The organism is Pseudomonas sp. S8 (assembly GCF_050473925.1).
GTDB lineage: Bacteria > Pseudomonadota > Gammaproteobacteria > Pseudomonadales > Pseudomonadaceae > Aquipseudomonas > Aquipseudomonas parakoreensis.
On the sequence record NZ_JBFDVZ010000016.1, the window covers coordinates 3,526,223 to 3,547,794 of the forward strand.

Sequence of the window (21,572 nt, forward strand, 5' to 3'; positions counted from 1 at the left end):
CACCAGCGAGACAGCGTCTTCTGACCCGCCGATCAGTAATCGGTATCAGACTTCAGGTTATTTCATTACCGAGCCTCTGCGCCTTCCTCCAGTTCCAGCATCAATCCGCTCAGGCGCTTGACCTTGCGCTGCACGGCCTCTTCGAACACTCCAGGCCGGGGTTCGATCAAGGTGAACCAGTGCTTGGCCCGAGTGATTCCGGTGTAGATCAATTCTTTGGTCAGCACCGGATTCAAGGCATCCGGCAGGATCAGCGCGGTGTGGGCGAACTCCGAGCCCTGGGATTTGTGCACGGTCATGGCGTACACCGTTTCAACGTCGTTGAGCCGACTCGGTAGCACGAAACGTACCCCGCCCTGCCCGTCGTTTCGCGGAAAGGCAACGCGCAGTACCGGTCTGCCAGCTTCGGGGCCTTCGCGCTCGGGCAACTTGAGGGCGATGCCGATATCGCCGTTCATCAGTCCCAGACCGTAATCGTTGCGGGTCATCAGCACCGGCCGGCCTTCGTACCATTGTTGGTCATGCTCGATCAGGCGTGCCTTGAGCAGGGTTTCGGTGATCCGCAGATTCAGCCCTTCAACGCCCCAAGGTCCCTTGCGCACGGCACACAACAACTGGAAGGTGTCGAACGCCTGCAGCACTTCCCGCGCCCAGTTGATCCAGTCCGGATGCCCCAGTGGTCTGTCCGCTGGCGGGCGTTGTTGGCGCAGGATATTCAGATAGTGGCGATAACCCTTTGGACCTTCCCCATGACCGTCGAGCAGCAGCCGCTCGAACGTGTGATCGTGTTCGCCCTTGAGCGGCAGGGAAAACACGTCATCATAGTGACCGGCCGCCAGCAACTGGCGCGCCTCCTCCGGCAACTGCTGATTGACCCGCCGCGCCAGTTGACCAATGCCGCTACCTTCACCGAAACGCCGGGAATGACGCAGCATCACCAGTTGTTGGGCCAGCGGATGAGAGCCATCGAGGTCTACGTGCAGGTCACTGCCGTGCAATGACTCTCCGCTGACCGACTCCAGCCACTGCCGGGTGTGCGGGTTATACCAGCCTGCCTCGGCATCACGGCAAAGATCGCCGAGTACCGCTCCGGCCTCCACCGAAGCGAGTTGATCCTTGTCGCCGAGCAACACCAGACGCGCATGCTTCGGCAATGCATCGAGCAGGTTAGCCATCATTTCCAGGTCGATCATGGAAGCTTCATCGACCACCAGCACATCCAGCGGCAAGCGGTTGCCAGCATGGTGACGGAAGTGTCGGGTACCGGGACGGCTGCCCAGCAAACGATGGACAGTCGTCACGTCACAAGGGATCTTCTCGCGCACGTCTTCGGTGACCGTCAGCGATTGCACTTGCTGGCTGATGGATTCGGTCAACCGCGCAGCGGCCTTGCCGGTGGGCGCTGCGAGACGAATACGCAACGGTTGACCGGCCTCGACCGCCGGCGCCTGGAGCAGCGCGAGCAAACGCACCACCGTGGTGGTTTTGCCAGTTCCCGGGCCGCCCGTGATGATGCTGAAGGCTCCCCGAGTGGCAAGCGCGCAGGCGAGTTTCTGCCAGTCGATCACTGCTCCGGGCCTGGCGGGGCCGAACAATTCATCGAGACGCTTAGGCAAGTCATCCGGCGGCGTTTCGCCTTGGGCCAGACGTGTGCGTAACGCCGCATCGATACGCCGCTCATAGGCCCAGTAGCGCCGCAGGTACAGACGCTTGCCGGACAGCACCAACGGTCGCTGATGCGCCGCTTCGCTATTGTCCGCAGCCAGTGCAACCAGAGCGCTGCTCGCCAGCACCTTGCACCAATGCGCGCCATCCAGCGTTTCAAGCAACTGCGACGGCAGGAGCAAGACATCACTTTGCTCATCGCCTTCAGGAGGTAAAGACAGGGCGAAATCCGGGGCCTTGAGGGTTTCGAACACATCGAGGCAGACATGTCCGTGACCCAGTTGATGGCTGGTCAGTGCGGCAGCGAGCAACACCAGTGGATCGGACTGGGGTGCGAGTTCGTACAGAAAACCGATAAAGGCCTTGTCCAGCGAACGAAGCCAGCCTCGCTCGACCCAGCGCTCAAGCAAGATCAGCAGATCTGCGGCACTGGTCAGTGGCGCCAGGCTCGACGGGTTGTCGATAGCCGATGACAGATCGGCGAAGGTACGGTTCATAACAGGACTCCCTGTTCCCATGCGGGTTCGGCCTTGGGTTCCGGCTTACCCTGGAAGAGGCGATCCAGGCGTTCGATCAAGTCCCGTGGCGGCCGCGCAAAGTACACGCCGCGACTGTCTGCCCGGGTTCCCCGCAGGAATACATACAACGCACCACCGACATGCCGGTCATAATCGTAGTCGGGCAGGCGCGCCTTCAATTGCCGATGCAAGGCCAGCAGATACAGCACGTACTGCAGGTCGTAACGGTTGTCGAGGATCGAGCGCTCCATGGCTTGCTCGGTATAGGCCGTATCGTCGACACCCAGCCAGTTGGATTTGTAGTCGGCGACGTAGTAACGGCCCGCGTGTTCGAAAGTCAGGTCAATAAAACCTTTGAACATGCCGTTGAGCTGTACTGGCTCGGCGGCTACTCGCGCCACACCGTTGTGGGTGTACTGGCGCACCCAATCATCAAGTTTGAGGACATCAACCTTGTGACTGGCAAACCAGAACTCCATTTCAACGCGGTACTGCTTCAGTTGCTCGAGCACGACCGGAGGCTGTCCGCCACCTGCTGGCAGCGGGGACTTGAGCAAGTGCTGCAGCCAGTCACTCAAGGTGACAATCCAGCCCTGCCAGCCGCGCAGATTGCAGCGCCGGCCAATTGCGTCCTTGATCGACTCACTGGAAACGGCAAAGCCTTCATCGCCAGCCCACTCCAGCAAACCATGGAGGAAGGTTCCCGGGTTCGGACCGCGGGGAAAACGATGGATATCGGCGCCACCAACCACGAGCTCTCGCGGCGCATCCGGGTCGAGGCGCTCATCGTCAAACAGCTTTTGCGCTTGCGGACTGTCCGGCGCCTCATCGCTGCCGACACTCAACACGTCGCTGATGCGCAATGCACTGTAAGAGGCAATCCACCAGTTCTCGCTGGCCTTGCGCTTTGGCACCAATGTGGCGCTGAGGATCGCTTCATTGCGCTCGGGCTGGTAGATCTCCTGCGTCGCTTGAGGCAACTCACTCAGACTGATAGCCGCGCAGTTCTGTTGCAGATCCTGCAGCCAACGACTCAGGCCGGTTGACTCATCCAGCCTGGCGCCGCCACCCAGCAGATAGCCAAGCGCCGAAAGATGAAGCACTGAACTGTTGTTATTACCGCGTTTGAGGTCCGTTACACCCAGCCAGCATGCATGTTGCGCACGAGTCAGCGCGACGTAGAGCAGACGCAGGTCCTCGGCCAGGCGCTCGTCATCCGCCAGGGCGACCAATTCGGCGGTAGGCTTCAGTGTCACCTGGGCTTTGCCGGAAGCATCGTGGTAATGCAGCGGCAGGCGACTGCCATCCACCGGTTTTGCCGAACAGATGAAAGGCAGGAACACCAACGGATACTCAAGTCCCTTCGACTTGTGGATGGTCACCACCTTGACCAGTTGCTCGTCGCTCTCCAGACGTAATATCTGTTCTTCACCGGCCTGACCGGACAGTGCCAGCAACTCGGCCAGATGACGAATCAGCGCTTGCTCGCCATCGAGTTCCGCCGCGGCCTGCTGCATCAGTTCCGACAGGTGCAGAAGGTTGGTCAGCACTCGTTCGCCGTCACTGCGAGCGATCAGGGTCTGCGGTAAATGGAAGTCGTGCAGCAAGCGTCGCAACATCGGCAGTACACCTTGCTTGCGCCACAGTTCGCGATAGCCACGAAACTGCATGACGCGAGCTTCCCAGATCAACTCGTCTTGATTCAAGCGCTCAAGTTCAGCCAGCGGCAGATTGAGGGTGATGCAGGCCAGCGCGGCCTTCAGTGAGCGCTCGACATCCGGCTCGGCGCAGGCCTTGAGCCAGGACAGCAGGTCGTGCGCTTCCTGGGCGGCAAACACCGAGTCCTTGTCCGACAGATAAACGCTGCGCACGCCACGGGCCGCGAGTTCTGTGCGTACGGCTTGGGCCTCTTTGCCGTCACGTACCAGAATCGCGATATCGGAGGGCCGCAAACCGCGGAAGGCTTCTGCGTCCCGGACAAATCCCGCCGCGCCGGCTTGCCCGCCGTTGAGCAATGCGGTGATTTCGCTGGCACAGACCGCCGCCAACTGCTGGCGATAGACCGCCCCTGACAGCGGCTGGTCCGTCGACAGGTGCCAGACGTTCAGTGCCGCGACATCCTGGCCGGCAATCTGCAACCGCTCTTTGCGTCCTTGCGAATCAACGGGCTGGAACGGCACCGGGTTTTCCCCGGTTTTTTCCCGAAATAAAAACGCGCCGCGCCCCTGCTCACGGGACTCGGCGCGTTCGAATACATGATTGACCGCATTGACCATGCCATGGCTGGAGCGGAAGTTGGTGCCCAGCGTATGCAGACGGCCGGTGGTGGCCTGACGCGCGCGCAGGTAGGTATAGATATCGGCGCCACGGAACGCGTAGATCGCCTGCTTGGGGTCGCCGATCAGGAACAGGCCGGTGTCCGGACTGTTATCTTCGATGCGATAGATGCTTTCGAAGATCCGGTATTGCACCGGATCGGTGTCCTGAAACTCATCGATCAGTGCCACCGGAAACTGCTCGCGGATTACCGCAGCAAGGCGCTCGCCGCTGTCGGATTGCAACGCCGCATCGAGGCGTAACAGCATGTCATCGAAGCCCATTTCCGCACGACGACGCTTCTCTTCTTCAAAACGCGCGCCCACCCATCTCGCCGCGTGCTGCAAGACAGCGGCATCCGGGGTGGGCAGCGCGTCGAGGCTCGACTTGAGCCCCGGCATCGCGTCGAGCCCCGGATGACTCGGCGCCTGCCCCTTCCAGGCTTCAGCCATCCCGTCAGGGGTCAGTCGGGTGAAACCAGTGCCGATGTCCAGTTGCTCCATGGACTCGTCTTGCGCCCAGGCCTTGAGTTTCTCGAACCAGGGCTCGAAGTAACGCGCCTGCATCTTGCGTCCGTCAACGGCTTTGCTCGCGACGCCCTCGTGACAGATCAGCAGCAGCTCATCCGCCCACTGACGCCATGGCATCTTCAGCTCGAGCAACGCGGCACGTCGCTCCAGCAGGCACTCGTCGATCAGCTCTGCGGGAGCCTTTCCGTCATCACTGTCGCGCTCACTGCCAAACAGGCCGCGCACCCTTGGCAACAACGCGGCCGGACCGCCCCAGTGGGTACGAACCCAGTTCAGCGCATCGCCCTGCATCGGATAACAGAACAGTCGCCAGTAATCGCGCAGCACTTCGCCGAGCAGGTCGCTGTGATCGGTCTCCAGGGATTGCGTAAACAAGCTGCCGCTGTCGAATGCATGTTCGCGCAACATGCGCTGGCACCAACTGTGGATGGTGGAGACGGCCGCTTCGTCCATCCATTGCGCGGCGATGTCCAGACGATTGGCGCATCCGGCCCATTGCGCCGGGTCAAATTGCTCACGCAATTCGGCAATCAGGGCATCCGGCGCAGGGGTTTCTTCACGGAAAAACCGCGCGGCCTCGGCCAGACGTGTACGAATTCTTTCACGCAGTTCCTTGGTGGCGGCATCAGTGAACGTCACCACAAGAATCTGCGGGGGCAGCAGCTCACGGCCGAAACCGCTCGCTTCGCCGCCGTGCCCAAGGATCAGCCGCAGATAAAGCGCCGAGATAGTAAAGGTCTTGCCGGTGCCGGCACTGGCCTCGATAAGTTGACTGCCGTGCAGCGGGAAGGCCAGTGCCAAAGGTGTCTTGGTACTCATGCGTGCGCCCCTTCGCTGGTCAGTGAACGCCAAGGCGCTTCATACAGAGGGCGATACAACGCGTCGCACCAACCGGAGAATGTTTCATCCGCCAGCAATGCATCAAAATCTGCGAATTGACGGGACAACGCAGGGTTCTCTCGGCGCTCGGCTTCAGTGGTCTGGCCGTCACCTTCATAGGCCTTGCGGGCAGCTGCCTCGGCTTTGAGCGGATCAGTCTGCGCAAGCCAGGCGAAGGCTGTCTTGACCGCGATCGGCAGCGGCTGGCGCATGCCGGCCTGCCAGGCGAGCAGAAGATCGCCAAGGAACCGAGCGGCACGATCCTTCTCCATCGGCTCGAGCAACAGCGTATCGTCACTCGCCACCAACGCCGTGCTCAGCATGAGTCCGCTGGCGCAGGCCACCAGGTGGTTGACCCAGGGCTTGATCAAGCGATGCCATTTCCGACTTTTGATCGAACCGATGCTGTTGGGAATGGCCGTGACGGACAACACGCCACCGTCAGCACGCTGATGCAAACCGGCGAGCCAGCCTTCAATACGCACACCCTGCAACTCGAGATTGACCGGCAGCGCGCTGGTCAACGGAGTCGGCCATAACGCCAGAAGTTGTTGGTAACGCTGCAGCAGGTCCGGTAACGGCTCGATCAACTCTCGTTGCAGGCATTCGCCAAAACCGGCCATGGGCAGTAACCCACTGTTTTGCAAACGACGTGCCTGATCTTCTAGCGCACGATCGACATTATCGGGCTGCCGAAGCGCGGCCTCGAGCAGGCTCTCGCTCAGTGTGTAACGTTGCAATGCGTCCAGCACGAACGGTTCTTCGTCAGCCAGGGGCGCCTCGGCGGCCTCAAAGTACACTTTGAGTCGCTGCGTGAAAAAGTGCCGGACCGGATTGCGCAGGAAATCCTGCAGAAGGGCCAGACTCAGCGGCTCCTCCTGAACATAAGGCGCGAGTAGCTCAGCTTCGTGTTGTGGCTCATGCATCTGGTGCAAAACCTGCCATTCACGGGCATAACTGAATAGTTGGTCGCCTTCATGGAAATAGCGCGAGCTAAACGGTTGCAGGGGATGCTCCTCGGTCATGGCGTGCAACAGTTCCTGGTGCTCATCGAGCGACCGCCAGCCACTGGCTAGGTGATCGCGCAACTGGCCGATCAGCACGGAAGCAGGCCGTTCACTATTGTCTCGAATACTGCGTCCGACCCAACTGATGTACAGCTGATTTCGCGCAGACAGCAGCGCCTCGAGCAACAGATAGCGATCATCCTCACGTCGGGAACGGTCCCCGGGCCGGTAATCACTGCCCATGAGGTCAAAATCAAGCGGAGGTTGCGCCCGGGGATAATCGCCATCGTTCATCCCCAGCAAACAGACAAGCTTGAACGGGATCGCACGCATGGGCATCAGTGTGCAAAAATTTACTGCACCGGCCAGAAAGCGCTGGGACAGACGCCCTTGATCCAGCCCCGCGAGCCAGGCTTCCCGAACCACCGTCAGCGGCAACTCATCTACCAACCCCACCGACTCGCAGGTCTGTAGCCAAGTCTCGCGCAGCTCCTCAAGTTGCGTGAGCAGATAATCGTCGTGCTCATTACTGGCCTTGAAGAATAGTTGCATCAGAATCTGCAGCCGCAGGCCCCACACCTTGGGCTGAGCGGCCTCATTGAGCTCGTGATGGGCCAGCTCCAAGGCATCGAGCAGGGCAACCAGCGGCCCGATCAACGCTGCATCCAGACCGCCGATTTCATCGTAAGGCTCGATACCTGCGCAGGCGTTGGAGCTGCCTACGGCGTATCCAAGCAACATCCGTCGCAGGCCGAAATGCCAGCTGTTTTGCTCAAGCTCATTTGGCAAGCCCAATCCAGCACGTTGTTCAGCGTTCATTCCCCAGCGCACACCTGCGCCTTCGATCCAGCGATGCAGCGTAGGTAAGTCGCGTTCCTGAACGCCAAAGCGGGCGCGCAATGCAGGAACGTCGAGCAGGTCGAGGATCTCGCTTACCGGGAAACGACTGTCCGGCAGTTTAAGGAGGTGCTCGACGGCAATCAGCAACGGATCGCGACCGCGCTGGCCCTGGTCGGCCAAGGTAAATGGAATGAAGCGCGGATCATGCCGATCCAGTTGCCCGAACACCGCCCGAATATGGGGCGCATAGCTATCGATGTCCGGCACCATCACGATTACATCGCGCGGGCGTAGGTCGGGTTTGGCACTGAAGCGGGCGAGTAACTGGTCGTGAAGGATTTCCACCTCGCGCTGAGCACTGTGGGCTATATGGAAGCGGATCGACTCATCCTGCGTCAGGTCGACGGAAGGCCAGTGTTTACGCGTTTCATTGAGCGGCCGCAATTCGAGGATGTCATCCTGAAGTTGATTGAGCAGGTTCTGTGGCTGCGTCTCGCTGAACAGATCGATACGCCCGTCACGGAATGCCGCGCGATAGCTATTGGGGTCATCGTAGCTGTCCAGCAAGTTAATGTAGTCGCGCCCCTGCTTGCCCCAAGCTGCGAGCAACGGATGCGCGTGTTGGTGCAGCGCTTCCGGATCGAGTACGACCGGCATGCCGGTCTTGCGGCTTTGTCGCTTGTATTGATGGCGCAGCAGATCCTTGTCGGCAACGATATCTGCCCAATGGTGTCGGCAAGGGTTGTGCACACACAGCAACACCTGACTGAAACGCGCAAGTCCGGCCAATGCTTCGAGCACCTGGGCCGGCAACGAAGATATGCCAAACACGATCACCCGCGAGGGTAGCCCCGCAGGTGCGTTTTCAAGGGCATTTATGCGCTCGACAAAGCGCTGATGAACACCTGCCCGGCTCTGCGCCATGCCCTGCTCACCGACATCTTCCAGCAGAGCACGCCACAATTCAGCCTGCCAGCAACTGACCGGGGGCAGTGGCTTCACTTCACCTCGAACATTGCGCAACTGGTGCCGGCCTTCGGCCCAGTCCTCGAGCCAATCAGCCCGATACACTTGGTACTGGTCAAAGAGATCTGCCAGACGCTCTGACAGCTGGTAGCGCTTGCGTAAATCCGTGTCGTGCGTGAGGAACCTTTGTAGTGGCTCAAAATGGGGGCGATCAATAACCTGCGGCAGCAAGCGCATCAGTCGCCAGGTCAATGGGGCTTTGTCGAGCAGGGAGTTGGCGGGAATTTCGTCTCGGCCCAACACCATACGGTAAAGCTGCCACATGAAACTGCCAGGCAATTGCACATCTATGGCCGCAGCTATTCCGCATCCCCCGAGGTCGTCGTCCTCAGGGTCTTCCGCCAAAGCCAGTTTGAGCCATTGGGCGATACCGTTGCTCTGCACCAGAGCGATTTCGTTCTCCAAGGGTGCCAATGGATAGCGCCGCATGACGCTAACCACCAGGCTGCGCAGTTCGTCCAGGCTATTGCTCTGGACCACCATGAATGCAGCATTGAGGGACTGGGCGTCCGGCATAAAAGCTTCCTTGGAAAAGTACAAAGCCAGGGCAGAACCTTAGCATTGTCGGCAGGCTGTGACAGCCGGAAGGGCATAACGCGCGCTGTAGGAACTTTCCTGCGGACAAAACAAAACCCCAACTGCTTTCGCAATTGGGGTTTCGGAATTTAATCTTGACGATGACCTACTCTCACATGGGGAAACCCCACACTACCATCGGCGATGCATCGTTTCACTTCTGAGTTCGGGATGGGATCAGGTGGTTCCAACGCTCTATGGTCGTCAAGAAATTCGGGTACTGACTCGTGACCAATTGGCCTCGCTTCAGCAAATCGGGTATGTGATACAGGTGTTTGTGAGCAGCGCGAACTTTCGGTTCATTGCGTCTTCACACACCGCAATCTGGTCTCTTTCGAGCATTCAGATTGCTTGGGTGTTATATGGTCAAGCCTCACGGGCAATTAGTATTGGTTAGCTCAACGCCTCACAGCGCTTACACACCCAACCTATCAACGTCGTAGTCTTCGACGGCCCTTCAGGGAACTCAAGGTTCCAGTGAGATCTCATCTTGAGGCAAGTTTCCCGCTTAGATGCTTTCAGCGGTTATCTTTCCCGAACATAGCTACCCGGCAATGCCACTGGCGTGACAACCGGAACACCAGAGGTTCGTCCACTCCGGTCCTCTCGTACTAGGAGCAGCCCCTCTCAAATCTCAAACGTCCACGGCAGATAGGGACCGAACTGTCTCACGACGTTCTAAACCCAGCTCGCGTACCACTTTAAATGGCGAACAGCCATACCCTTGGGACCGGCTTCAGCCCCAGGATGTGATGAGCCGACATCGAGGTGCCAAACACCGCCGTCGATATGAACTCTTGGGCGGTATCAGCCTGTTATCCCCGGAGTACCTTTTATCCGTTGAGCGATGGCCCTTCCATACAGAACCACCGGATCACTAAGACCTACTTTCGTACCTGCTCGACGTGTCTGTCTCGCAGTCAAGCGCGCTTTTGCCTTTATACTCTACGACCGATTTCCGACCGGTCTGAGCGCACCTTCGTACTCCTCCGTTACTCTTTAGGAGGAGACCGCCCCAGTCAAACTACCCACCATACACTGTCCTCGATCCGGATAACGGACCTGAGTTAGAACCTCAAAGTTGCCAGGGTGGTATTTCAAGGATGGCTCCACGCGAACTGGCGTCCACGCTTCAAAGCCTCCCACCTATCCTACACAAGCAAATTCAAAGTCCAGTGCAAAGCTATAGTAAAGGTTCACGGGGTCTTTCCGTCTAGCCGCGGATACACTGCATCTTCACAGCGATTTCAATTTCACTGAGTCTCGGGTGGAGACAGCGCCGCCATCGTTACGCCATTCGTGCAGGTCGGAACTTACCCGACAAGGAATTTCGCTACCTTAGGACCGTTATAGTTACGGCCGCCGTTTACCGGGGCTTCGATCAAGAGCTTCGCGTTAGCTAACCCCATCAATTAACCTTCCGGCACCGGGCAGGCGTCACACCCTATACGTCCACTTTCGTGTTTGCAGAGTGCTGTGTTTTTAATAAACAGTCGCAGCGGCCTGGTATCTTCGACCGGCATGAGCTTACGGAGCAAGTCCTTCACCCTCACCGGCGCACCTTCTCCCGAAGTTACGGTGCCATTTTGCCTAGTTCCTTCACCCGAGTTCTCTCAAGCGCCTTGGTATTCTCTACCCAACCACCTGTGTCGGTTTGGGGTACGGTTCCTGGTTATCTGAAGCTTAGAAGCTTTTCTTGGAAGCATGGCATCAACCACTTCGTCACCTGAAAGGTAACTCGTCATCAGCTCTCGGCCTTAAGATCCCGGATTTACCTAAGATCTCAGCCTACCACCTTAAACTTGGACAACCAACGCCAAGCTGGCCTAGCCTTCTCCGTCCCTCCATCGCAATAACCAGAAGTACAGGAATATTAACCTGTTTTCCATCGACTACGCTTTTCAGCCTCGCCTTAGGGACCGACTAACCCTGCGTCGATTAACGTTGCGCAGGAAACCTTGGTCTTTCGGCGTGGGTGTTTTTCACACCCATTGTCGTTACTCATGTCAGCATTCGCACTTCTGATACCTCCAGCAAGCTTCTCAACTCACCTTCACAGGCTTACAGAACGCTCCTCTACCGCATCACTTGCGTGATACCCGTAGCTTCGGTGTATGGTTTGAGCCCCGTTACATCTTCCGCGCAGGCCGACTCGACTAGTGAGCTATTACGCTTTCTTTAAAGGGTGGCTGCTTCTAAGCCAACCTCCTAGCTGTCTAAGCCTTCCCACATCGTTTCCCACTTAACCATAACTTTGGGACCTTAGCTGACGGTCTGGGTTGTTTCCCTTTTCACGACGGACGTTAGCACCCGCCGTGTGTCTCCCATGCTCGGCACTTGTAGGTATTCGGAGTTTGCATCGGTTTGGTAAGTCGGGATGACCCCCTAGCCGAAACAGTGCTCTACCCCCTACAGTGATACATGAGGCGCTACCTAAATAGCTTTCGAGGAGAACCAGCTATCTCCGAGCTTGATTAGCCTTTCACTCCGATCCACAGGTCATCCGCTAACTTTTCAACGGTAGTCGGTTCGGTCCTCCAGTCAGTGTTACCTAACCTTCAACCTGCCCATGGATAGATCGCCCGGTTTCGGGTCTATTCCCAGCGACTAGACGCCCTATTAAGACTCGCTTTCGCTACGCCTCCCCTATTCGGTTAAGCTCGCCACTGAAAATAAGTCGCTGACCCATTATACAAAAGGTACGCAGTCACAGAACAAAGTCTGCTCCCACTGCTTGTACGCATACGGTTTCAGGATCTATTTCACTCCCCTCTCCGGGGTTCTTTTCGCCTTTCCCTCACGGTACTAGTTCACTATCGGTCAGTCAGTAGTATTTAGCCTTGGAGGATGGTCCCCCCATATTCAGACAAAGTTTCTCGTGCTCCGTCCTACTCGATTTCATGACTAAGAGACTTTCGCGTACAGGGCTATCACCCACTATGGCCGCACTTTCCAGAGCGTTCCGCTAATCTCAAAGCCACTTAAGGGCTAGTCCCCGTTCGCTCGCCACTACTAAGGGAATCTCGGTTGATTTCTTTTCCTCAGGGTACTTAGATGTTTCAGTTCCCCTGGTTCGCCTCTTGCACCTATGTATTCAGTACAAGATAACCATCTTATGATGGCTGGGTTCCCCCATTCAGACATCTCCGGATCAAAGTCTGTTTGCCGACTCCCCGAAGCTTTTCGCAGGCTACCACGTCTTTCATCGCCTCTGACTGCCAAGGCATCCACCGTATGCGCTTCTTCACTTGACCATATAACCCCAAGCAATCTGGTTATACTGTGAAGACGACATTCGCCGAAAATTCGCAAAACTCTTAAGAGTCACTCACAAATTTTACCTTAGCCTGATCCGTTACCAGTGAAAGTAACGTTCAGTCTATCTTTCTATCACATACCCAAATTTTTAAAGAACGATCTAATCAAAGACTAGAAATCAATATTCGCACTGGAATATTCATTTCTAAGCTCTAACAAGCAGAAGCAGTTAATGGTGGAGCCAAGCGGGATCGAACCGCTGACCTCCTGCGTGCAAGGCAGGCGCTCTCCCAGCTGAGCTATGGCCCCATACAAAATTGGTGGGTCTGGGCAGATTCGAACTGCCGACCTCACCCTTATCAGGGGTGCGCTCTAACCAACTGAGCTACAGACCCAATTTCGAGCGCGTAACTGATTAGCTCAGAGCTATCAGCTTGGAGCTTAAAGCTGCTTCTATCGTCTTCTTCAATGAATCAAGCAATTCGTGTGGGAACTTATGGAGCAGCTGATGTCGTCGATTAAGGAGGTGATCCAGCCGCAGGTTCCCCTACGGCTACCTTGTTACGACTTCACCCCAGTCATGAATCACACCGTGGTAACCGTCCTCCCGAAGGTTAGACTAGCTACTTCTGGTGCAACCCACTCCCATGGTGTGACGGGCGGTGTGTACAAGGCCCGGGAACGTATTCACCGCGACATTCTGATTCGCGATTACTAGCGATTCCGACTTCACGCAGTCGAGTTGCAGACTGCGATCCGGACTACGATCGGTTTTATGGGATTAGCTCCACCTCGCGGCTTGGCAACCCTCTGTACCGACCATTGTAGCACGTGTGTAGCCCAGGCCGTAAGGGCCATGATGACTTGACGTCATCCCCACCTTCCTCCGGTTTGTCACCGGCAGTCTCCTTAGAGTGCCCACCATAACGTGCTGGTAACTAAGGACAAGGGTTGCGCTCGTTACGGGACTTAACCCAACATCTCACGACACGAGCTGACGACAGCCATGCAGCACCTGTCTCAATGCTCCCGAAGGCACCAATCCATCTCTGGAAAGTTCATTGGATGTCAAGGCCTGGTAAGGTTCTTCGCGTTGCTTCGAATTAAACCACATGCTCCACCGCTTGTGCGGGCCCCCGTCAATTCATTTGAGTTTTAACCTTGCGGCCGTACTCCCCAGGCGGTCAACTTAATGCGTTAGCTGCGCCACTAAGAGCTCAAGGCTCCCAACGGCTAGTTGACATCGTTTACGGCGTGGACTACCAGGGTATCTAATCCTGTTTGCTCCCCACGCTTTCGCACCTCAGTGTCAGTATCAGTCCAGGTGGTCGCCTTCGCCACTGGTGTTCCTTCCTATATCTACGCATTTCACCGCTACACAGGAAATTCCACCACCCTCTACCATACTCTAGCTTGCCAGTTTTGGATGCAGTTCCCAGGTTGAGCCCGGGGATTTCACATCCAACTTAACAAACCACCTACGCGCGCTTTACGCCCAGTAATTCCGATTAACGCTTGCACCCTCTGTATTACCGCGGCTGCTGGCACAGAGTTAGCCGGTGCTTATTCTGTCGGTAACGTCAAAATTGCAGAGTATTAATCTACAACCCTTCCTCCCAACTTAAAGTGCTTTACAATCCGAAGACCTTCTTCACACACGCGGCATGGCTGGATCAGGCTTTCGCCCATTGTCCAATATTCCCCACTGCTGCCTCCCGTAGGAGTCTGGACCGTGTCTCAGTTCCAGTGTGACTGATCATCCTCTCAGACCAGTTACGGATCGTCGCCTTGGTGAGCCATTACCTCACCAACTAGCTAATCCGACCTAGGCTCATCTGATAGCGCAAGGCCCGAAGGTCCCCTGCTTTCTCCCGTAGGACGTATGCGGTATTAGCGTTCCTTTCGAAACGTTGTCCCCCACTACCAGGCAGATTCCTAGGCATTACTCACCCGTCCGCCGCTGAATCCAGGAGCAAGCTCCTTTCATCCGCTCGACTTGCATGTGTTAGGCCTGCCGCCAGCGTTCAATCTGAGCCATGATCAAACTCTTCAGTTCAAACATCTTTGGGTTTTTAAGAAACCCTAAACTTGGCTCAGCAATCGTTGGTTACATCTTTGATTTCTCGCGGAGTAACTTGTGATGCTGATAATCTTGTTGACTATCAGTCTGACTCCACAAGCACCCACACGAATTGCTTGATTCAGTTGTTAAAGAGCGGTTGGTTAAGATCTTTCGTCTCAACCGAGGCGCGCATTCTACAGCAGCCTCATTTGCTGTCAAGTGATTATTTTCAGAAGTTTTCGAAGAATTCTTCAACAACTTCAACCACTTTCGCTTCCGATCTCTCGTTAGCGGGAGGCGAATTCTACAGCGTTACACGCTGCTGTCAACACCTCTTTTTCTCCGCTTTCGACCGAGAAGATCGAACCATCAAAAGAGCCAAACATCACCGCTCTTTCAACTCCTTCCAGGCCTCGATGAACTGAAGCGACCCACTGTCGAAAACCGCGTAACTCATTGAATCTCAAGGAGTTTTCCGTTTCGACTGCGCCGGAAGTGGGGCGAATTATAGACCTCCAGAATCTGCCGTCAACCGCTTTTTTCATATTTCTGTCATATCGGTCAAAAACACCCGAAAACACCAAGGCCGACCTCTAGAGGTCGGCCTTGGTCATGCCCTGCTACTTACAAGCTAGGGAAAGCGAATTGCGAAGCCTCATGGCTCGCACGCTGCGGCCAACGCTGAGTGATGGCCTTGCGACGGGTATAGAAGCGCACACCATCCGGACCATAAGCATGAAGGTCGCCGAACAGCGAACGCTTCCAACCACCGAAGCTGTGGTAAGCCACCGGTACCGGCAGTGGTACGTTGACGCCGACCATGCCGACTTCAATCTCGTCACAGAACAGACGCGCCGCTTCACCGTCACGGGTAAAGATGCAGGTGCCGTTACCGTATTCGTGATCGTTGATCAGCTTCATCGCCTCTTCCAGGCTATTGACACGAACCACGCACAACACCGGTCCGAAGATCTCTTCCTTATAGATGCGCATTTCAGGGGTAACATTGTCGAACAGGCAGCCGCCGAGGAAGAAGCCCTCTTCGTTACCCGGAATGCTCAAGCCGCGACCATCGACGACCAAGGTCGCGCCCGCTGCCACACCGTCATCGACATAGCCGCTGACCTTGTCCCGCGCCTGACCGGTCACCAGTGGCCCCATGTCCAGCCCACACGAAGTGCCGGCACCGATTTTCAGCGCCTTGATCTGCGGAACCAGTTTCGCCACCAGCGCATCCGCTACCTGATCGCCGACACACACTGCGACCGAAATCGCCATGCAGCGCTCACCGCAAGAACCATAGGCCGCGCCCATCAGCGCGCTGACTGCGTTGTCCAGATCCGCATCCGGCATCAGCACCGCATGGTTCTTCGCCCCGCCCAGTGCCTGAACGCGTTTACCGCGCTTGGTACCTTCGGCGTAGATGTATTCGGCAATCGGCGTCGAACCAACAAAGCTCAGCGCTTTGACTTCCGGCGCTTCAATCAGCGCGTCCACTGCAGTCTTGTCGCCATGCACCACGCTCAGCACGCCTTTCGGCAAACCGGCTTCCAGCAGCAGTTGGGCGATCAGCAGCGTCGAGCTCGGGTCACGCTCGGATGGCTTGAGAATGAAGCAGTTACCGCAGACGATCGCCAACGGGTACATCCACAGCGGCACCATCGCCGGGAAGTTGAACGGCGTGATACCGGCCACCACACCCAGTGGCTGGAAGTCCGACCAGGCATCGATGTTCGGGCCGACGTTGCGGCTGTACTCGCCCTTGAGGATTTCCGGCGCGGCGCAGGCGAACTCGACGTTCTCGATACCGCGCTTCAGTTCACCGGCGGCGTCTTCGAGGGTCTTGCCGTGTTCTTCGCTGATCAATTGCGAGATGCGCGCTTCGTTCTGCTCCAGCAGTTGCTTGAAGCGGAACATCACCTGGGCACGTTTGGCCGGTGGGGTGTTGCGCCATGCCGGGAACGCGGCCTTGGCGGCGTCGATCGCGTGTTGAATGGTTTCGCGGGTGGCCAGCGGCAGCTTGTGGATGGCCTGACCGGTGGACGGGTTGAACACATCAACCGCGCGACCGTTCTCGGTCACCAGTTCGCCATTGATCAAATGCGGGATAACGCTCATCGAAAACTCCTGAATTCTTGTGTACAGACGCCCGCATGGGGCGCCCGTTATTCGCAGGTATATATAGAGGGAAAAATCAGTCGAGCTTGTTCAGCACTTCGCCAACCGCGTCAAACAGACGATCGAGGTCTTGCGGCTTGCTGTTGAAGGTTGGGCCAAACTGCAGGGTGTCGCCGCCGAAGCGCACGTAGAACCCGGCTTTCCACAGGGCCATGCCGGCTTCGAACGGACGCACAATGGCGTCGCCGTCGCGGGCGGCAATCTGGATCGCACCGGCCAGGCCGTAGTTACGGATATCGATGACGTTCTTCGAACCTTTCAGGCCGTGCAGGGCATTTTCGAAATGCGGCGCGACTTCGGCCACGCTCTGCACCAGGTTTTCCTTTTGCAGCAGATCGAGTGCCGCCAGGCCAGCGGCGCACGCCACCGGATGCGCCGAGTAGGTATAGCCGTGGGGGAATTCCACCGCATATTCCGGCGTCGGCTGATTCATGAAGGTCTGGTAGATCTCGGAGCTGGCAATCACCGCGCCCATCGGAATCGCGCCGTTGGTGACCTGCTTGGCGATGCACATCAGGTCCGGAGTCACGCTAAAGCTCTCGGCGCCAAACATCGCTCCGGTGCGGCCGAAACCGGTGATCACTTCGTCGAACACCAGAAGGATGTTGTGTTGATCGCAGATCTCGCGCAGACGCTTCAGGTAACCCTGAGGCGGAACCAGTACACCAGCGGAGCCGGCCATTGGCTCAACGAAGACCGCCGCGATGTTCGATGCATCGTGCAGTTCGATCAGCTTCAACAGTTCATCGGCGAGGGCGATGCCGCCCTGCTCCGGCATGCCACGGGAGAATGCGTTGCTGGCCAGCAGCGTATGCGGCAGGTGATCGACGTCCATCATCGCCTGGCCGAACAGTTTGCGGTTGCCGTTGACGCCGCCGAGGCTGGTGCCTGCGATGTTCACGCCGTGATAACCGCGGGCACGGCCGATCATTTTGGTCTTGGTCGACTGACCTTTCAGACGCCAGTAGGCACGGACCATTTTCACCGCGGTGTCGGCACACTCGGAGCCGGAGTCAGTGAAGAACACGTGGTTCAGGTTGCCCGGGGTCAGATCAGTGATTTTTTCCGCCAGTTGGAATGACAGCGGATGGCCGTACTGGAAGCCTGGCGAGTAATCGAGGGTGCCCAGTTGCTTGGCGACCGCTTCCTGGATTTCCTTGCGGGTGTGCCCGGCGCCGCAGGTCCACAGACCGGACAGCGAATCGTAGATCTTGCGGCCCTTGTCATCGAACAGCCAGCTGCCTTCGGCCCCCACGATCAGACGCGGATCGCGCTGGAAGTTGCGGTTGGCGGTGTACGGCATCCAGTGCGCGTCCAGCTTCAGTTGGCTGGCCAGTGGCGACGGCGCGTTTTCAGGCATGTTCATCGGGCAAAACCTCGCAGGGCATAAGCATCAGGGAGATAAAAAGCGTTGTTGCAGCTAAATTGCCACGGCGATAAAGTCGGTGAAATCCAACTTTTCTAACCTTCAGTTAGAAGCCTGCTAAACAATGAGAACAACAGCATGAGCAGTCGTCGCCCCGATCCGCTGGCCCAGGTCAGTGATTTTGATATTCGCCTGCTGCGGATTTTCCGCAGCGTAGTGGAGTGCGGCGGCTTCTCGGCGGCGGAAACCGTGCTCGGTATCGGGCGCTCGGCGATCAGCCAGCAGATGAGCGATCTCGAACAGCGCCTCGGCCTGCGCTTGTGTCAGCGTGGCCGCGCCGGATTCTCGTTGACCGAAGAGGGCCGCGAGGTTTATCAATCGGCGCTGCAACTATTAAGTGCGCTGGAAAGTTTCCGCACCGAGGTCAACGGATTGCACCAGCACCTGCGCGGCGAACTGATCATCGGCCTGACCGACAACCTCGTCACCCTGCCCCACATGCGCATCACCCATGCCCTCGCCCAATTGAAGGAGCGCGGGCCGGACGTGCAGATCCAGATCCGCATGATCGCCCCCAACGAAGTCGAACAAGGCGTGCTCGACGGCCGCCTGCATGTCGGCGTGGTGCCGCAGGCCAGTGCACTGTCGGGGCTGGAATATCAGCCGTTGTACAGCGAGCGCTCGCTGCTTTATTGCGCAGTGGGTCATCCGCTGTTTTATGTCGATGACAAGCAACTGGATGACGAACGCCTGAACAGTCAGGACGCGATTGCGCCGACGTTCCGTTTGCCGGCGGAAATTCAGGCGCATTACCAGGCACTCAACTGCACCGCCAGCGCTTCCGACCGTGAGGGCATGGCGTTTCTGATTCTGACCGGGCGTTATATCGGTTATCTGCCGGATCACTACGCCAGTCTGTGGGTGCAGCAAGGGCGCTTGCGTGCGCTGAAATCGACGACGCGTTTTTATGACTTGAGCCTCGCATCGGTCACGCGCAAGGGGCGGCGCCCTCATTTGGTGCTGGAGAGCTTTCTGGAGAGCCTGGCGGCGACGCGTTGAAAATATAAACCCAGAATCTACCGCTTCGGCCTGGAACAGCAAGATCAAAGGATCGCAGCCTTCGGCAGCTCCTACATTGGAAGGTGTACACGCAGAAAGCTGAGCAAGTGGACAGGTTTTTGCAGTGAAGGGTGAACTCGATCCCTGAACAAGAAGCCAAACCCATGCAGCCAGATTCTGAACCGTCCAGCGAACTGATCTACGGCCTCGACGACCGCCCAAAACCACCGGCAGCTATCCTCGCCGCCCTGCAACACGTGCTCGCCAGTTTCGTCGGCATCATTACCCCGCCGCTGGTGATCGGCTCGGCTCTCGGCTTGACCGCGCACTTGCCGTATCTCATCAGCATGGCGTTGATGGTTTCAGGGGTCGGCACCTTTATTCAAGCGCGGCGACCGTTCGGCATCGGCGCCGGGATGATCTGTTTGCAAGGCACCAGTTTCGCCTTCCTCGGCGCAGTGCTGTCGGCCGGGTTTCTGGTCAAGCAGCGCGGCGGCAGTCCGGAGGACATTCTGGCGATGATCTTCGGCGTGTGCTTCTTCGGCGCCGTGGTGCAGATCGTCCTCAGCCGTTTCATCGGTCAGTTGCGCCGGGTCGTCACGCCGCTGGTGACCGGGATCGTCATTACTCTGATCGGCATCAGCCTGATCAAAGTCGGCATTACCGATCTGGGCGGTGGTTTCAATGCGCCGGACTTCGGTGCCCCGGGCAATCTCGCGCTGGGGGTGTTCGTGTTGCTGACGATCATCCTGCTCAACCGCTCGAACACGCCGTGGGTGCGGCTGTCGGCAATCATTATCGGACTGCTGCTGGGCAGTCTGGCCGCGTGGTTCAGCGGGAAACTGGTTCCGCAGGCATTGCCTGACTTGCCGCTGGTGAGTCTTCCTGCACCGTTCAAGTTCGGATTCAGCTTCGACTGGACGGCGTTCCTGCCGGTCGCGCTGATTTATCTGATCAGCACCATCGAAACCGTCGGCGACCTCACCGCCAATTGCATGCTCGCCCGTCAGCCGATCAGCGGCCCTTCTTATATAAGTCGACTGCGCGGTGGCGTACTCGGTGACGGCGTCAGCTGCATGATCGCCGCCACCTTCAGCGCCTTCCCCAATACCACGTTTGCGCAGAACAACGGCGTGATCCAGTTGACCGGCGTCGCCAGCCGCTACGTCGGTTTATACATCGGTGCGATCCTGTTTTGTCTCGGCCTGTTCCCCATGATCGGCGCGGTGCTGCAGCAGATCCCCAAACCGGTGCTCGGTGGCGCCACCCTGGTGATGTTCGGCAGCGTGGCGGCGGCCGGGGTGCGGATTCTCGCGCAGTCGCCGCTGGACCGACGCAGCATGCTGATCATCGCCACCTCGCTCGGCGTCGGCCTGGGCATCGCCGCGCAACCGAACCTGCTGCACCTGTTGCCGAAACTGGTGCAGAACCTCTTCGACTCGGCAATTACCAGCGGTGGCCTGACCGCGATCATCCTCTGCCTGTTGCTGCCGGAGGCGAAAACCTCGACCGTCGAATCCGGCGCATCGTTGAACAAGATCGAACAGGCATAACGGTTTTATTGCATCAGGACTTGTCGGATGCCTGTGGGTGCGTTATCAACGCAACTGGTTGCACCCACAGACAAACCGGAAGTGCCTATGACCTTTGAAGTCCCAGCCCATGGCGGCAAACCCGCCAGCCGCATTCGTCAGAAGAACGAAGAGACCATCCTCAAAGCCGCCGAAGACGAGTTCGCCCGTCACGGGTACAAAGGCACCAGCATGAACACCATTGCGCAGAATGCCGGGCTGCCCAAGGCAAACCTGCATTACTACTTCACCAACAAGCTTGGGTTGTACGTGGCGGTGCTGAGCAACATCATCGAGCTGTGGGACAGCACCTTCAATACCCTGACCGCCGAGGACGATCCCGCCGAAGCGCTGACCCGCTACATTCGCGCCAAGATGGAATTCTCCCGCCGCCAACCGCAGGCCTCGCGGATCTTTGCGATGGAAGTGATCAGTGGCGGCGAATGCCTGACCGAGTATTTCAACCAGGATTACCGCGCCTGGTTTCAGGGGCGCGCGGCCGTGTTTCAGGCGTGGATCGATGCCGGAAAAATGGACCCGGTGGACCCGGTGCACCTGATTTTCCTGCTGTGGGGCAGCACCCAGCATTACGCCGACTTCGCCACGCAGATCTGCCGTGTCAGCGGGCGCAGCAAGTTGACCAAGCAAGACATGGAAGACGCCGGCAACAACCTGATCCGCATCATTCTCAAAGGCTGCGGCCTCACCCCGACTATTTAAG

General features: G+C 57.7%; 8 protein-coding genes, 2 tRNA genes and 3 rRNA genes. 3 read left to right on the top strand and 10 right to left on the bottom strand.

The window, feature by feature from the left end:
• Positions 1-65 precede the first annotated feature (65 nt).
• From recD to AB1J88_RS17175, 10 genes are all read right to left on the bottom strand, one after another.
• Complete coding sequence (gene recD / locus AB1J88_RS17130; RefSeq protein WP_430291544.1) at positions 66-2,162, bottom strand: exodeoxyribonuclease V subunit alpha; 2,097 nt, start codon at positions 2,160-2,162, stop codon at positions 66-68.
• A complete protein-coding gene (gene recB / locus AB1J88_RS17135) occupies positions 2,159-5,848 on the bottom strand; it encodes an exodeoxyribonuclease V subunit beta (RefSeq protein WP_430291545.1) in 3,690 nt (1,229 codons plus the stop codon). The genes recD and recB overlap by 4 nt, the downstream gene beginning before the upstream one ends.
• The gene (recC, locus tag AB1J88_RS17140) at positions 5,845-9,297 is read right to left on the bottom strand and encodes an exodeoxyribonuclease V subunit gamma (RefSeq protein ID WP_430291546.1); all 3,453 of its coding nucleotides are present in this window, start codon (positions 9,295-9,297) and stop codon (positions 5,845-5,847) included. The genes recB and recC overlap by 4 nt, the downstream gene beginning before the upstream one ends.
• A gap of 153 nt (positions 9,298-9,450) precedes the next feature.
• Positions 9,451-9,566, bottom strand: a 5S ribosomal RNA gene (gene rrf, locus AB1J88_RS17145).
• A 153-nt stretch (positions 9,567-9,719) separates the two neighbouring features.
• A 23S ribosomal RNA gene (locus AB1J88_RS17150) occupies positions 9,720-12,611 on the bottom strand.
• 237 nt (positions 12,612-12,848) lie between these two features.
• Positions 12,849-12,924: transfer RNA gene (locus AB1J88_RS17155), tRNA-Ala, on the bottom strand.
• A gap of 9 nt (positions 12,925-12,933) precedes the next feature.
• Positions 12,934-13,010, bottom strand: a tRNA-Ile gene (locus AB1J88_RS17160).
• A gap of 124 nt (positions 13,011-13,134) precedes the next feature.
• Positions 13,135-14,671, bottom strand: a 16S ribosomal RNA gene (locus AB1J88_RS17165).
• The 16S, 23S and 5S rRNA genes sit together here with 2 tRNA genes alongside, the layout of an rRNA operon.
• A 630-nt stretch (positions 14,672-15,301) precedes the next feature.
• A complete protein-coding gene (locus AB1J88_RS17170) occupies positions 15,302-16,795 on the bottom strand; it encodes a CoA-acylating methylmalonate-semialdehyde dehydrogenase (RefSeq protein WP_041067919.1) in 1,494 nt (497 codons plus the stop codon).
• Between the two features lie 76 nt (positions 16,796-16,871).
• Complete coding sequence (locus AB1J88_RS17175) at positions 16,872-18,221, bottom strand: aspartate aminotransferase family protein (RefSeq protein WP_430291547.1); 1,350 nt, start codon at positions 18,219-18,221, stop codon at positions 16,872-16,874.
• Between the two features lie 138 nt (positions 18,222-18,359).
• Between AB1J88_RS17175 and AB1J88_RS17180 the strand changes: the two genes are divergently transcribed.
• The 3 genes from AB1J88_RS17180 (at position 18,360) to AB1J88_RS17190 (ending at position 21,571) form a co-directional block, all read left to right on the top strand.
• Positions 18,360-19,280 (top strand): LysR family transcriptional regulator, encoded by a 921-nt coding sequence (locus AB1J88_RS17180; protein WP_007968115.1) that lies wholly within the window; start codon positions 18,360-18,362, stop codon positions 19,278-19,280.
• Between the two features lie 164 nt (positions 19,281-19,444).
• Positions 19,445-20,833, top strand: a complete 1,389-nt coding sequence (locus AB1J88_RS17185) for a uracil-xanthine permease family protein (RefSeq protein WP_414904176.1) — start codon at positions 19,445-19,447, stop codon at positions 20,831-20,833.
• Positions 20,834-20,920: 87 nt separating this feature from the next.
• Entirely contained in the window at positions 20,921-21,571 is a 651-nt protein-coding gene (locus tag AB1J88_RS17190) for a TetR/AcrR family transcriptional regulator (protein ID WP_027613646.1), read from the top strand.
• Position 21,572 lies beyond the last annotated feature (1 nt).